This is a genomic window from Rhizobium sp. CAU 1783, from assembly GCF_054551725.1.
The window spans coordinates 642,698-657,133 of the sequence record NZ_JBTOLM010000002.1; the positions used below are offsets into that span (position 1 = coordinate 642,698).

Below are 14,436 nucleotides of genomic sequence, written 5' to 3' on the forward strand. Positions count from 1 at the left end.
CGGGCTGCCGGCGATCGGCCGGGGAGGGAACCTTGGAACAGCTACTCTACGCCCTACTGACAATCGTGATCGGGGTTGCCGGCGCCATTGGCTATTTCTATGGCTCGAACTTCCTTCTCGACACGATCTTCCCGTCGCGCGTCGCAGATGCGATGGAGGCGTCGCGCAACATTCGCCGTGCCAGCATGATCCGGCCCTGGCTCTTCCTTGCGCCGGCGCTCATCTCGCTGTCGGTCTACCTCGTCTATCCGTTCTTCTCCTCGGTCGCCTATTCCCTCTATGACCGGTCGGGCGAGAATTTCGTCGGCTTCGCCAATTATCGCTGGATGTTCTTCGACGGCGAGTTCCGCCAGTCGATCTACAACAACATGCTGTGGCTGATCGTCGTGCCGGCGGCCTCGACCCTGTTCGGCCTGATCATCGCGGCGCTGACCGACCGCATCTGGTGGGGCAACATCGCCAAGTCGCTGATCTTCATGCCGATGGCGATTTCCTTCGTCGGCGCCTCGGTCATCTGGAAGTTCGTCTACGACTACCGCGACATTGGGGCCGAACAGATCGGCATCCTGAACGCCATCGTCGTGGCGCTCGGCGGTGAGCCGCAGATCTGGATTACCCTGCCGTTCTGGAACAATTTCTTCCTGATGGTCATCCTCGTCTGGATCCAGACGGGCTTTGCCATGGTGCTCCTGTCGGCGGCGCTGCGAGGCATTCCGGAGGAGACCATCGAGGCGGCGGTCATCGACGGCGCCAACCCCTGGCAGATCTTCCTGAAGATCAAGGTGCCGCAGATCTGGGGCACGATCGCCGTGGTCTGGACGACGATCACCATCCTCGTCCTCAAGGTCTTCGACATCGTGCTCGCGATGACCAACGGTCAGTGGCAGACGCAGGTTCTCGCCAACCTGATGTTCGACTGGATGTTCCGCGGCGGCGGCGATTTCGGCCGCGGCGCCTCGATAGCCGTGGTCATCATGGTGATGGTCGTGCCGATCATGATCTGGAACATCCGCAACGCCCGCCGCGAAATGGAAGGACGCTGACATGCACAAGGGCAGCATTCGCTCTCCCCTGACCTGGGCGGTCCATCTTTCGGTGCTCTTCCTCGTCGCCCTGTGGACCCTTCCAACCGCCGGCCTTTTCGTTTCGGCACTGCGCGACAAGAACCAGATCGTCGCCTCTGGCTGGTGGACGGCTCTCGCCACCTCGACTCAGAATGCCATTTACCGTGCCCCAGGGCCGGACAAGCAGGTCGAGGAAAACGGCCAGTTCGTCATTTCCGGCAACGTCTTTGAGGGGGGCAAGGGCAACGTTACGGCCTTCGGTTCATCGAGCCAGGACCCCGCTGCGTTCGAAGCGGGTGCCAGTGCCGAACTGAAGGATGGGGTCAAGCTGACGGTTGCGCCAAACGGTGACTTCCGGCTGACTTCGCCCAAGGCCTTCGAGGGAACCCGCGGCCAGCGCATCTTCTACACCGCCGGCATTCCGCCACGCTTCACGCTGGAAAACTACGAGACGGTGTTGACCGCCGAGGGGATCGGCAAGTCCTTCCTGAACTCGCTGACTGTTGCCATTCCCTCGACCATCATCCCGATCCTGGTGGCGGCCTTTGCGGCCTATGCGCTTGCCTGGATGAAATTTCCGGGCCGGGCGCTCATTCTGGCCGTCATCGTCGGCCTCCTGGTCGTGCCGCTACAGATGTCGCTGATCCCGCTCTTGCGCATGTACAATGGCGTCGGCGCCTTCTTTGGCGTGCCGTCGAAGACCTATCTCGGCATCTGGCTTGCCCATATGGGCTTCGGCCTGCCGCTCGCCATCTACCTTCTGCGCAACTACATCGCCGGCCTGCCGCGCGAAATCATGGAATCGGCCCGCGTCGACGGCGCCTCCGATTTCACCATCTTCATGAAGATCGTGCTGCCGCTCTCCTATCCCGCACTTGCCTCCTTCGCCATTTTCCAGTTCCTCTGGACCTGGAACGATCTTCTGGTGGCCATGGTCTTCCTCGGTACCGGCGATAACGAACTCGTCCTGACCGGTCGCCTGGTCAACCTGCTCGGCAGCCGCGGCGGAAAGTGGGAAATCCTCACCGCCTCGGCCTTCATCACGATCGTCGTGCCTCTCTTCGTCTTCTTCTCCCTTCAACGCTATCTCGTCCGTGGCCTGCTCGCAGGTTCGGTCAAGGGCGGTTGAGGCGGCTGCTAAAACACTAATTGCATCGACAAGGACTGAACATGACTGCAACGACCCAATCGATCCTCTCCGCCGACAAGGACTGGTGGCGCGGCGCGGTGATCTACCAGATCTACCCGCGTTCCTATCAGGACTCGAACGGAGACGGCATCGGCGACCTCAAGGGCATCACGGCCCGCCTGCCGCATATCGCGGCCCTCGGGGCCGACGCGATCTGGATCTCGCCGTTCTTCACCTCGCCGATGAAGGATTTTGGCTACGACGTGTCGAACTATGTCGATGTCGATCCGATGTTCGGCTCGCTTGCCGATTTTGACGGCCTGATCGCCGAGGCGCATCGTCTTGGCGTCAGGGTTATGATCGATCTCGTGATGTCCCACACCTCCGACCAGCATCCCTGGTTCGTCGAGAGCCGTTCGTCGCGTTTCAATGCCAAGGCGGACTGGTATGTCTGGGCCGACGCCAAGCCGGACGGCACGCCGCCGAACAACTGGCTGTCGATTTTCGGCGGCTCCGGTTGGCACTGGGATCCGACCCGCATGCAGTATTACCTGCATAACTTCCTGACCTCGCAGCCCGACCTCAACCTGCACAATCCCGAGGTTCAGGACGCGCTGCTCGCTGCGACCCGTTTCTGGCTGGAGCGTGGCGTCGACGGTTTCCGCCTCGACACCATCAACTTCTATTTCCACGACAAGGAATTGCGCGACAATCCGGCGCTCGCACCGGAACGCCGCAATGCCTCGACGGCGCCGGCGGTCAATCCCTACAATTTCCAGGAGCACATCTACGACAAGAACCGCCCGGAAAACATTGCCTTCCTCAAGCGGTTCCGTGCGCTGCTCGACCAGTTCCCGGCAATCGCTGCTGTCGGCGAGGTCGGCGACAGCCAGCGCGGGCTCGAAATCGTCGGCGAATACACGTCCGGCGGCGACAAGATGCACATGTGCTACGCCTTCGAGTTTCTGGCGCCCGATCCGCTGACGCCGGCGCGGGTCGCCGAGGTGCAACAGGCGTTTGCCGATGCGGCGCCGGAGGGCTGGGCCTGCTGGGCATTTTCCAACCACGATGTCGTCCGCCATGTCAGCCGCTGGGGCTCGGACGTCCTCGATCGCGACGCCTATGCCAAGCAGCTTGCAGCAATCCTGATGACGCAGCGCGGATCGGTCTGCATCTATCAGGGCGAGGAACTCGGCCTCACCGAAGCCGACATCGCCTTCGAGGACCTGCAGGACCCGTACGGCATCCAGTTCTGGCCGGAATTCAAGGGCCGCGACGGCTGCCGCACGCCCATGGTGTGGGACAGCAAGACCGCCCAGGCGGGCTTTTCCAGCGCTCCGAAGACCTGGCTGCCGATCCCGGTGGAACATGTTCTGAAGGCCGTGGACACCCAGCAGGGCGTTGCCGGCAGTGTACTTGAGCAATATCGCCGCTTCCTCGCTTTCCGGAGGGAAAACCCCGCCTTTGCCAAGGGCGGCATCGTTTTCCATCCGGTTCAGGGCAATGTGCTGGTGTACACCCGCACCTTGGGCAACGAGACGCTGATCTGTTTGTTCAACATGAGCGCCGAGCCGGCAACGGCCGTTCTTCCGGTCGGCAGTTGGCATGCATTGGGTGGACACGGATTCGACAGCAAGACCGAAGATGACAGGGTTGAACTTCCGGCCTGGGGCGCACACTTCGCGCGCCACGCCTGATTGGGAGGAATGAGATGACGGGCCTGGTTCTCAAGGATATCCGCAAGACCTACGGGCAGGTGAAGGTCCTGCACGGTATCGATCTGACGATCGAGCAGGGCGAATTCATCGTCTTCGTCGGCCCGTCGGGATGTGGAAAGTCCACGCTTCTGCGCATGATCGCCGGGCTTGAGGACATCACCAGCGGCGAGATGGTCATCGACGGACAGGTCGTCAACGACGTGCCCCCGTCGAAGCGCGGCATCGCGATGGTCTTCCAGTCCTACGCGCTCTACCCGCACATGACCGTCTACGACAACATGGCCTTCGGCCTGCGGATCGCCGGCCAGAGCAGCGAGGAGATCGACCGCAGGGTGAAGAGCGCGGCGTCGATCCTCCAGTTGACCCCCTATCTCGATCGTTTGCCCAAGGCGCTCTCCGGCGGTCAGCGCCAGCGCGTCGCGATCGGTCGCGCGATCTGCCGTGATCCAAAGGTCTTCCTCTTCGATGAGCCGCTCTCCAATCTCGACGCGGCGCTGCGCGTCGCGACCCGCATCGAGATCGCCAAGCTCAACGAGTCCATGCCGGACACCACGATGATCTACGTGACGCACGACCAGGTGGAGGCGATGACGCTCGCCGACCGGATCGTGGTTCTGTCTGCTGGCCGCATCGAGCAGGTCGGCCCGCCGCTGGAACTCTACGAGCGCCCCGCCAACCTCTTCGTCGCCCGGTTCATTGGTTCGCCCGCCATGAACATCATGCCGGCCACCATCGAAACGGCCGGACGACCGACCGTGATCCGACTGAAGGATGGTACCTCGGTCAGCGTCGATATCGAGACGCCTGCCGGCGACCGCGGCAAGAAGGCGAGTTTCGGTGTCCGCCCGGAGGATCTTGCGATTGCCACCGGCGATGACTTTCTCTTCGAGGGCACCGTCACGATCGTCGAGGCTCTCGGCGAGGTCACGCTGCTCTATGTCGATGGCCCGGTCGAGGACGAGCCGATCACCGTCAAGCTTCAGGGCACCGTCGACATCCGGAAGGGGACCCGTCTCCGCTTCGCCGCCGACCGCTCCAGGCTACACCTCTTCGACGAAGCGGGACACGCGTACAGGAAGTGATATTCGCGCGTTAAGGTCCTGTTTCCCCTAACGAAGACAGGGCCTTGGCGAGCACGCCCGGAGGCGCCGGATTAATACCATCTGTTAAATGGCCGCTGCTAGGCTTCTCCCATAACCACTGGAAAACAGGGACAGGGACGAAAATGAGAGCGGCAGCCGGCGGAACCAACTATCTGCAGCGCGAGGAATCCTTCATGTACGACCGCGAAGCGCGGTTCCCGATGGAGGATACGATGAACGCAGCCCGGATCGAATATACCGAGAAGGGCGTGATGCACATGGCGGCCCGCCGCTGCGATGTGATCAAGATTTCGATGAGCGGCGCCATCATCGGCCTCCTGACCCAATACAATCTCCCCCAGCAGTTCTATCTCGATCTTCCCGATGCCCGCATCACCAAGGTCGGCTGCCTGCTGATGAAGACCTTTGCCAACAACACCGCCGAGATCCGTTTCCTGCGTCTGCTGACCAAGAAGGAACTGGACCGGATCTTCGTCTTCTCGACCCATCCGGCTCACCGCGATAAGGTGCTCGACGTCCGCTCCTGGTAAGCCGGGTCAGCGCTGCCCGCGCTGGGCAACCAGCCAGTTCCGTACGATGTTCGTCGCCTCGGGGTGCTTCGGCTCGCGGGGCGCAACCACGTGGAAATCATGCCGGCCGTGAATGCCGACATCGAAGGCCTTGACCAGCCGGCCGGCAGCAAGGTCTGCTTCGACCAGGAAGTCGCTGGCGAGCGTGATGCCCTGTCCGGCGATGGCTGCGTCGATGGCTAGCGAGGTGTGATTGAAGCGCACGCCCTTGGCCTCGGTCGCAGACGCCAGTTTCAGCCCCGAATCGATGAATTCCGGCCAGAGATTGTGGGTGTCCCGGAGCAGTATAAGGCCCTCCAGGCTTTCCTTGTTCAGGGCCTCGGCAGCGGCCGGCTGATAGGCCGGACTGCACACCGCGATGACTCGCTGTTCGAAGAGCAGTTCCGAAACCAGTCCGGGCCCGAAGGGCGGTTGCCCCTGGCGAACCGCGATGTCGACGCCGTCGGTCTGGAAGCTCGCGAGGCTCTCGCTGGCGAGAATGCGCAGTTCGAGTTCCGGATGGGCCGCCATGAACGCTGGCAGTCGCGGCAGCAGCCACTTCGCCGCGAAGGTCGGAGTCGCGCTGATCGTCAGGCTGCGTTGCACCGGCCTGATGGCCAGCGTCGCCTCTCCGATCAATTGGAATGCCCGGCGGATGTCCGTGCAGTAGGCGCGGCCTTCGTCGGTGAGGGTGAGCTGTTTCGGCAGTCTCAGGAAGAGCTTCACGCCGAGATCCGTTTCCAGCCCGCGCACCAGCTGGGCAACGGCGCTCTGGGTCACGCCGATCTCCTCCGCCGCCGCCCGGAAGCTCAGGTGTCGCGACGTGACCTCGAAGGCGCGCAGGGCATTGAGGGATGGCAGGCGTCTGGAAATGTTGTTCATGCGAGAGTTTTTCTACAGTCAGAGCGCAGTTTATCGCGTTCGGAAATCGCCGCGAATGGTGCTAGGAAATCCATCAGACGAGAGCTGGACCGGATGTTCCGGCGCCAGAATAGCCAAAGGACAGGAAAATGACTGTAGAAAAAGTTGCCATCATCACCGCTGGCGGAAGTGGCATGGGTGCGGCCTCAGCCCGGCGCCTTGCGAACGAAGGGTACAAGGTTGCCATTCTGTCCTCCTCTGGCAAGGGTGAGGCGCTCGCCAAGGAACTGGGCGGCATCGGCGTCACCGGTTCCAACCAGTCGAACGAAGACCTGAAGCGCCTCGTCGACGAGACATTCGCCCGCTGGGGCCGTGTCGATGTCCTGGTCAATAGCGCCGGCCACGGCCCCCGTGCACCGATCCTCGAGATCTCGGACGAGGACTGGCACAAGGGGTTCGACGTCTATCTCCTCAACGTCATTCGTCCGACCCGGCTCGTCACGCCGATCATGCAGGCCCAGAAGAATGGCGTGATCATCAACATCTCTACGGCCTGGGTCGCCGAGCCGAGCGCCATGTTCCCGACCTCGGCCGTTGCCCGCGCCGGTCTTTCCGCCTTCACCAAGATCTTCTCCGACACTTACGCGGCCGAAAACATCCGCATGAACAACGTTCTGCCGGGATGGATCGATAGCCTGCCGAAGACCGAGGAGCGGCGCGAGAGCGTGCCCATGGCCCGCTATGGCACCAGCGAGGAGGTTGCAGCCACGGTTGCCTTCCTGGCGTCGGAGGGCGCGGCCTATATCACCGGACAGGGCATCCGTGTCGACGGCGGTTTGATGCGCTCCATTTGATGTCAGTTTTTGCCTTGTTCTTGCCATTTCTGCCAGGGATAAAAGAATCAACGCGGCGTAAACCTCTTGGTTACCAAGATTCTTCATTTTTAGGATGTCCGGATAAAAGGAGGTCCTGAGTGAAGACCTCCTTGTCTCACCGGATGTGTAGGGCCGCGGCGATGAAACCCGCCGGGCCGAGAGGCCTCTGGTAGCGAGTGAGAGTATGGCGTTCTCGACCGAGACAGTGACCAAGGGAAAAGCGTCCGCTGCTCCCTCATCCCGATCCAGGAATGGCCGCAAGGTCTTCACAGTGCCCGTCGCCATCGGCGTCGGGCTTGCCGGTATCCTTTGGGTGACGGCCTCCATTGCCACCATCCAGGTGCTGACGTCGGAGCCGAAGCCGGCTTCGCCGTCTCTCGCACTGGTCGACAAGCCGCTCGATGCCGGCAAGGCGCTGAAGCGCGGTGACCGCCATGACGCCGGCCAGGCGGCCGAACTCGCACGCATGCGCGTCGCCGACGCCATCGCCGCGACCGAGGAAATCGGCCTGCTGATGCTGCCGGCCTCGATGGCGCTTGCCCCGGTCGACAAATCCGGCCGTATGCTCGAAATGCGGGCAGAGGCGACCAGCGATCCGAAGGCCCGCGAGATGCTGCGCCAGGCGCTCGCCGTTGCGGTCGCGGAACGCAACGCCAAGGCGATCGCCGGACTTGTGTCCGAAGACGACAACACGCTGGCCGCGCCGGACGCCACTGTTCAGACGGCATCGATCAACCCGACTGCGATTTCGCCGGCGGAAAAGCTTGCCGCTGCGAACCCTGCGATGGGCAGTCCGGCGGCGCTCGCCTATGCTGCGCCCATCCCGGCGAGCGAAGCCGTGCCGCTTGGAGCCGATCCGCGCGAGGAACCGTTCGTCGAACTTCTGTCCGAACCGGCCGAAAACGATCACGATGCCCTGCCGGACGACGGCCCGCTTCCGTCCTCTCGCCCAAACGCGCCGGCCCGCCTGACGGAAAAGCCCGATGCAACCGCCACGAAGGACAAGGCGAGGAAGCCACCGTCCAACATGCTGGCCTATGCCAAGCCCGAAAACCCGATGCTGAGCGACACCGACGAGGAGCGTCCCTCGCTCTTCGGTCGCAAGCCTAAGCTTCCCGGCCGCGGCGTCGCCGTCTACGACATTTCTGCCGGCGTTGTGCACATGCCGAACGGCGAGAAGCTCGAGGCCCATTCCGGCCGCGCCCATATGCGCGACAATCCCAAGTTCGTCCATGTCAAGAATCGCGGCCCGACCCCGCCGAACGTCTACAATCTGCGCATGCGTGAAAGCCGCTTTCACGGTATCGAGGCGATCCGCATGACCCCGGTCGGCGACAGCAAGATGTACGGCCGCGACGGCTTCCTGACCCACACCTACCTGCTGCGCAAGCGGGGTGACAGCTCTGGCTGCGTGGTGTTCGAGGACTACAATCGCTTCCTCAACGCCTTCAAGCGTGGCCAGGTCAAGACGCTGATCGTCGTTCCGCGGATGGCCGAACTGCCGAAATATGTCGCGATGATGTGACGGTCGTCAGGACCAGATCAACGAAAGCCGACCAGCCTCACTGGTCGGCTTTTTCATGCCGGTGTCTCACCTGGCCTTGTCGTCGCGGCTCTTCAATCGATCGTCGAGTGCGAGAAAGATTCCGCGCAATTCGGGTTCTTCCACCAACCGTCCAGCCTCGCAAAGCTTGACCCAGCGGATCTCTCTCTGTCCCAACTCCTTGAACGAGGAGACCGTCTCGCCGAGCTCCAGTGAAAAAACCTCGACGATGCAGGGCGCGCTTTCACCGGTTTCGAGCCGCTTGACGTAGCAATAACGTCCGAGCGGGGCCTTGCCGACCTTGCCCTTGACGCCGGCTTCCTCGAACGCTTCCTGGGCCGCGACCTGGCGCGGGGTTCGGTCTTTCATCGGTCCGCCCTTCGGCAACACCCAGCGCCCGGACCCGCGGGCGGTGATCAGCATCACCTCGTAGTCGCCCGGCCTGTCCCCCGGCCGAAAGCAGATCGCCGCATACTGTTCCAGCCATTGGTTTGAGAAGAGCGAGGGCCCGGTGCCGGCGAGCTTTTGCAGAAGGGTCTTTTTCTTGGCCAAGGTCGCCCCGGAATTCGTGTGCCGCAAATCGGTCGGCGAGTGTTGCATCTCTGCAGGATAATCGACGACTTCCCGCTTTTGCAGCATCCGGATTTCATTTATGACAGTTTTATGACAATGCCACGACTGGATATGAGTGCATGATTTCCCTGTTCAAGAAGCTTCTCCCGCGCGAAGATGGGTTTTTTCTCCTCTTCGAACGCCACACCGCGACCGTCGTCGGCGCCGCCAATGCGATGAAGTCGTTGCTGGCCGGCGAGGGCGACCTTGAGGCCCATTGCCAGCGCATCATCGCCCTCGAGGATGAGGCCGACGACATCACGCGCGACGTCCTTCAGGCGGTGCGCCGCAGCTTCATAACTCCCTTCGACCGCGGCGACATCAAGGATCTGATCCAGTCGCTCGACGATGCGATCGACATGATGCATAAGACCGTCAAGACCATTCGCCTCTATGAGCAGACCAGCTTCGAGCCGGGCATGCGCGAGATCGGTGTCATGATCGCCGAATGCGCCCGCCTGATTTCCGAGGCGATCCCGCTGCTCAACAAGATCGGCGCCAATGCCCATCGGCTGACCGAGATCGCCGAGGAAGTCATGCGTGTCGAGGGTCGCTCGGACGAGTTCTACGAGAAGGGCCTGAAGGATCTCTACAAGCGCTACGGTGCGACCGACCCGATGGCTTACATCATCGGCAGCGAGATCTACGGCGAACTGGAAAAGGTGGTCGACCGGTTCGAGGACGTCGCCAATGAAATCAGCGGCATCGTGATCGAGAACGTCTGATGGACGCCACCCTTGCACTGCCGCTGCTCGTCGCCCTGATCGGCGTCGCGCTCTTCTTCGACTTCCTGAATGGCCTTCATGACGCGGCGAACTCGATCGCGACGATCGTCTCGACCCGCGTCTTGCGGCCCCAATATGCGGTGGCCTGGGCGGCCTTCTTCAATTTTATCGCCTTCCTGTTCTTCGGCCTGCATGTCGCCGAAACCCTCGGCAAGGGGATCATCGATCCAGCGATCGTGTCGCCGCAGGTGATCTTTGCCGCCCTGACGGGCGCTATTTCCTGGAACATCATCACCTGGATCTTCGGTATTCCCTCAAGTTCGTCGCATGCGCTCGTCGGTGGTCTCGTCGGCGCGGGGCTTGCCAAGAGTGGCGGCGACGCACTGGTTCTGTCCGGCCTCCTCAAGACCGTCGGTGCGATCTTCATGTCGCCGATGATTGGCTTCCTGCTGGCGCTCGTTCTGGTGCTGATCGTTTCCTGGCTCTTCGTCCGGCAGACGCCGTTTGCTGTCGACCGCACCTTCCGGGTCATGCAGTTCGTCTCCGCCTCGCTCTATTCGCTCGGCCATGGCGGCAACGACGCGCAGAAGACCATGGGCATCATCGCCGTTCTTCTGTTTTCCCAAGGCTATCTCGGCTCGGACTTCTACGTGCCCTTCTGGGTGGTGATCAGCTGCCAGTCGGCCATGGCACTCGGTACGCTGTTCGGCGGCTGGCGCATCGTCCACACGATGGGATCGAAGATCACCCGCCTCAACCCGATGCAGGGCTTTTGTGCGGAAACCGGCGGCGCGTTGACCCTGTTCGGCGCCACCTGGCTCGGCATCCCGGTTTCGACCACCCACACCATCACCGGTGCAATTGTCGGCGTCGGGGCGGCTCGCCGGGTCTCAGCGGTCCGCTGGGGGCTCGCTGGCAACATCGTGATCGCCTGGGTCGTGACACTTCCGGCCGCGGCCATCATCTCGGCGCTGACCTTCTTCGCCTGCTCGCTCTTCGGTTGAAACAAGGCCGGCGGCGCCATTGCCGCCGGCGTCGGGCTTCGCTATTTCTTCCTTGCGGACAAGAGCGAGGTGGTGACTGTGAGCGACGAAAGAATTCAGCATCAGGCAGCCTGCCATTGCGGGACGGTTCGGTTCCGTGTTCGCCTCACGGACGAATTTAACACGATCCGCCGTTGCTCATGCTCCTACTGCAGGATGCGCGGGGCGATCGCCGTTTCGGCTCCTCTCTCGGATATCGAGTTCGTCCAGGGCGAAGAGAACCTGACGCTCTATCAGTTCAACACAGGTACGGCCCGGCACTATTTCTGCAGCACCTGCGGCATCTATACCCATCACCAACGTCGTTCGGATCCGACCCAGTTCGGCATCAACGTCGCCTGCATCGAGGGTGTGAGCCCCTTCGATTTCCCCGAGGTCCAGGTGATGGACGGCGTCGCCCACCCCTCGGACACCGGAGATGTGTCGCGGGTCGCAGGTATCCTTCGCTTCGAGTCGACGTCCTGAGATCTTGCCAGCGACAACCTCATGATGTCGCCGCCGGTTAGCCACGGTTCCGGCGCCATGTGGTGGGATCCGCATCGCCTGCCGGCACCCGCCTCAGGCTCCGGTATCAGAACAGCACGCTGGCACCTTGATCCGCTGGACCGGCCACGCGGCGGAGCGGCGCGAAGAGTTCGCGGCCCATGCCGAATTCATTGGCGGAAAGATCGGCAACCGCGACCGGCCGCGCGGCAAACTCGGCGGCGTCGACCAGAACCTCCAACGTACCCGCGATGGCGTCGAGCCGGATCATGTCGCCGTCCTTGATCCTGGCAATGGCGCCGCCGTCGACGGCTTCCGGGGTGACGTGGATGGCGGCCGGCACCTTGCCCGAGGCACCGGACATGCGGCCGTCGGTCAGAAGCGCCACCTTGTGACCGCGATCCTGCAGAACGCCGAGCGGCGGGGTGAGGCGGTGCAGCTCCGGCATGCCGTTCGACTTCGGGCCCTGGAAACGCACGACGGCGACGAAATCGCGGTCGAGTTTGCCGGCCTTGAAGGCGTCCTGCAATTCCTGCTGGTCGTGGAAGACGATGGCGGGCGCCTCGACGACATGGCGTTCCGGCTTGACGGCCGAGATCTTGATGACCGCCTTGCCGAGATTGCCGGTCAGCATCTTCAGGCCGCCATTCGGCTGGAACGGGGTCTCGATGCGGGCAAGCACCTTGGGATCGGCGCTGTCTTCCGGCGACGGCTGACGCGTTACGGTGCCGTCGGCGGCGAGCTGCGGATCGATCGTGTAGGCGGCAAGCCCCTGGCCGTAAACGGTACGCACGTCGTCATGCAGGAAGCCGGCCTTCAGCAGCTGCTTGATGAGGAACCCCATGCCGCCGGCGGCGTGGAAATGGTTCACGTCGGCAAGCCCGTTCGGATAGACACGGGCGAGAAGCGGCACCACGTCCGAAAGGTCGGAAATGTCCTGCCAGGTGAGATGGATGCCGGCCGCTCGTGCCATGGCGATCAGGTGAAGGGTATGGTTGGTCGATCCGCCTGTCGCGTGCAGCCCGACCACGCCGTTGACGATCGACCGCTCGTCGATCATTTCGCCGGCCGGCGTGAATTCGTTGCCCTGGGCGGTGATGGCGAGCGCACGTCTTGTGGCTTCCCTCGTCAGGGCGTCCCTAAGCGGCGTGTTCGGGTTGATGAAGGAGGCGCCGGGCATGTGGAAGCCCATGATCTCCATCAGCATCTGGTTGGAGTTCGCCGTACCGTAGAAGGTGCAGGTGCCGGGGCCGTGATAGGACTTGGACTCGGCGTCGAGTAGCTCGGCGCGGCCGACCTTGCCTTCCGCATAGAGCTGGCGGATGCGCGACTTCTCGTCGTTCGGAAGCCCCGAGGTCATCGGGCCGGCCGGTACGAAGATAGAGGGCAGGTGGCCGAAGGTCAGCGCCGCAATCACGAGTCCGGGCACGATCTTGTCGCACACGCCGAGGAAGAGCGCCGCGTCGAACATGTTATGGGAAAGGCCGATGCCGGCCGCCATGGCGATCACGTCGCGCGAAAAGAGCGAGAGTTCCATGCCCGGCTGGCCCTGGGTCACGCCGTCACACATTGCCGGCACACCGCCCGCGACCTGTGCCACGCCACCGGCTTGAGCCGCCGCGGCGCGGATCAGCGCGGGATAGGTCTCGAACGGCTGATGGGCCGACAGCATGTCGTTGTAGGAGGTGATGATGCCGAGATTGGGGATCTGGTCGCCGGACAGCGTCGCCTTGTCCCCGGCGGAACAGGCGGCAAAGCCATGGGCAAGGTTGCCGCAGGAAAGCGTGGCACGATGCACCCCCTTGCCGATCTGGCCGCGGACCCGGTCGAGATAGATCTCGCGGGACGGCTTGGAACGCTCGACGATGCGGCGGGTGATGGCTTCGATACGGCTGTCTGCGGACATAGGGTGTCACTCCTTGAAACGCGCGCGGCGGGTGGTCTCGGATCGACGCGGCTCTGAGCCCGCTTCGTGCGGGCGGGGCTAAGGCCGTCCCGCGGATCGGGGCGGCAGCGGTCGGGCATTCTTCAGGGGGCCCAGTAGATGTCGGGTACCGTGGCCGCGCGTTCAAGCACGGCACGGATCGGCATCTCTGTCTCGTCGTGGCCGGAAAGCGCCTTTTCCAGAACGGTCTTCTTTTCGGCGCCCTCGATGTGCAGCACCAGGAGGCGGGCGTCGGCGAGCGCCGAGAAGGAGAAGGTGAGGCGCGGTTCGCCGGCACCTTCGGCCTCCATCGTCATGACGCAACGCGCCGTGCCTGAATCGAGCGCTGCCCCGAGATGGTTGCCGCCGGGGAAGAACGAGGCCGTGTGGCCGTCATTGCCCATGCCGAGGATCACCACGTCGAACGGGTGGCCGAGCGGCGCAGTCGCGGCCGTGGCGAACGCTGCCGCCGCCTCTGCTGTTTCGGCAGGATGATAGAGCGGCACGAACTCGGCCACGGCGGCCGCATTCTTCAGCAGATGCGTGGCGACCAGCTTGTGGTTGGAACGCTCATGGTCCGGGCCGACGAAACGTTCGTCGACCAGCGTCACCTTCACGCGGTCCCAGGCGATCGGCTGGGTTGAAAGCGCCTCGAAAAAGGCCTTCGGGGTCGAGCCGCCGGAAACGGCGAGGGTGGCGGTGCCGCGGGCGGCGACAGCGGCCTGAAGCGCGGCGGAAACGCGCTCCGCAAGCGCCGCGGCGAGCGACGGACGGGTCTCGAATGCATGCATCACGTGTGCCATCGCCA

General features: G+C 63.1%; 14 protein-coding genes. 10 read left to right on the forward strand and 4 right to left on the reverse strand.

Annotation, left to right across the window (positions count from 1 at the left end; translation table 11 throughout):
- The first annotated feature begins 32 nt into the window (after positions 1-32).
- The 5 genes from ACX93L_RS09925 to ACX93L_RS09945 all read left to right on the forward strand — a co-directional run bounded on the left by ACX93L_RS09925 (position 33) and on the right by ACX93L_RS09945 (position 5,544).
- Positions 33-1,043, forward strand: coding sequence for a carbohydrate ABC transporter permease (locus ACX93L_RS09925; protein ID WP_459404690.1), 1,011 nt, complete (start codon positions 33-35; stop codon positions 1,041-1,043).
- A gap of 1 nt (position 1,044) precedes the next feature.
- Entirely contained in the window at positions 1,045-2,193 is a 1,149-nt protein-coding gene (locus ACX93L_RS09930; RefSeq protein WP_169590714.1) for a carbohydrate ABC transporter permease, read from the forward strand.
- Between the two features lie 41 nt (positions 2,194-2,234).
- On the forward strand, positions 2,235-3,890 hold the full coding sequence (gene bglA, locus ACX93L_RS09935; protein WP_459404691.1) for a beta-galactosidase BglA: 1,656 nt from the start codon (positions 2,235-2,237) through the stop codon (positions 3,888-3,890).
- A 14-nt stretch (positions 3,891-3,904) separates the two neighbouring features.
- The gene (locus ACX93L_RS09940) at positions 3,905-4,993 is read left to right on the forward strand and encodes an ABC transporter ATP-binding protein (protein ID WP_459404692.1); all 1,089 of its coding nucleotides are present in this window, start codon (positions 3,905-3,907) and stop codon (positions 4,991-4,993) included.
- 194 nt (positions 4,994-5,187) lie between these two features.
- Entirely contained in the window at positions 5,188-5,544 is a 357-nt protein-coding gene (locus tag ACX93L_RS09945; RefSeq protein ID WP_459405361.1) for a hypothetical protein, read from the forward strand.
- Between the two features lie 6 nt (positions 5,545-5,550).
- Here ACX93L_RS09945 and ACX93L_RS09950 read toward each other — a convergent pair whose 3' ends face one another.
- On the reverse strand, positions 5,551-6,444 hold the full coding sequence (locus ACX93L_RS09950) for a LysR substrate-binding domain-containing protein (protein ID WP_459404693.1): 894 nt from the start codon (positions 6,442-6,444) through the stop codon (positions 5,551-5,553).
- Between the two features lie 128 nt (positions 6,445-6,572).
- Here ACX93L_RS09950 and ACX93L_RS09955 point away from each other — a divergent pair, with 128 nt between their 5' ends.
- Entirely contained in the window at positions 6,573-7,277 is a 705-nt protein-coding gene (locus ACX93L_RS09955) for an SDR family oxidoreductase (protein ID WP_169590703.1), read from the forward strand.
- Positions 7,278-7,482: 205 nt separating this feature from the next.
- Positions 7,483-8,823, forward strand: a complete 1,341-nt coding sequence (locus tag ACX93L_RS09960) for a DUF2778 domain-containing protein (protein ID WP_459404694.1) — start codon at positions 7,483-7,485, stop codon at positions 8,821-8,823.
- A gap of 66 nt (positions 8,824-8,889) precedes the next feature.
- On the opposite strand, the gene ACX93L_RS09965 is transcribed toward ACX93L_RS09960, so the two are convergent.
- Positions 8,890-9,393, reverse strand: a complete 504-nt coding sequence (locus tag ACX93L_RS09965) for an NUDIX hydrolase (protein WP_459404695.1) — start codon at positions 9,391-9,393, stop codon at positions 8,890-8,892.
- Positions 9,394-9,533: 140 nt separating this feature from the next.
- Between ACX93L_RS09965 and ACX93L_RS09970 the strand changes: the two genes are divergently transcribed.
- The 3 genes from ACX93L_RS09970 (at position 9,534) to ACX93L_RS09980 (ending at position 11,686) form a co-directional block, all read left to right on the forward strand.
- Positions 9,534-10,178: a DUF47 domain-containing protein gene (locus ACX93L_RS09970; RefSeq protein WP_459404696.1), complete on the forward strand. Its 645-nt coding sequence runs from the start codon at positions 9,534-9,536 to the stop codon at positions 10,176-10,178.
- Positions 10,178-11,182, forward strand: a complete 1,005-nt coding sequence (locus tag ACX93L_RS09975; protein WP_459404697.1) for an inorganic phosphate transporter — start codon at positions 10,178-10,180, stop codon at positions 11,180-11,182. Before ACX93L_RS09970 ends, ACX93L_RS09975 begins: the two co-directional genes overlap by 1 nt.
- A 78-nt stretch (positions 11,183-11,260) precedes the next feature.
- Entirely contained in the window at positions 11,261-11,686 is a 426-nt protein-coding gene (locus tag ACX93L_RS09980) for a GFA family protein (RefSeq protein WP_459404698.1), read from the forward strand.
- A 106-nt stretch (positions 11,687-11,792) separates the two neighbouring features.
- Here the strand turns inward: ACX93L_RS09980 and edd are convergent, their stop codons facing one another.
- Both edd and pgl read right to left on the reverse strand, forming a co-directional pair.
- Positions 11,793-13,610: a phosphogluconate dehydratase gene (gene edd, locus ACX93L_RS09985; protein WP_459404699.1), complete on the reverse strand. Its 1,818-nt coding sequence runs from the start codon at positions 13,608-13,610 to the stop codon at positions 11,793-11,795.
- 122 nt (positions 13,611-13,732) lie between these two features.
- A complete protein-coding gene (pgl, locus tag ACX93L_RS09990; RefSeq protein WP_459404700.1) occupies positions 13,733-14,431 on the reverse strand; it encodes a 6-phosphogluconolactonase in 699 nt (232 codons plus the stop codon).
- Positions 14,432-14,436: the final 5 nt, after the last annotated feature.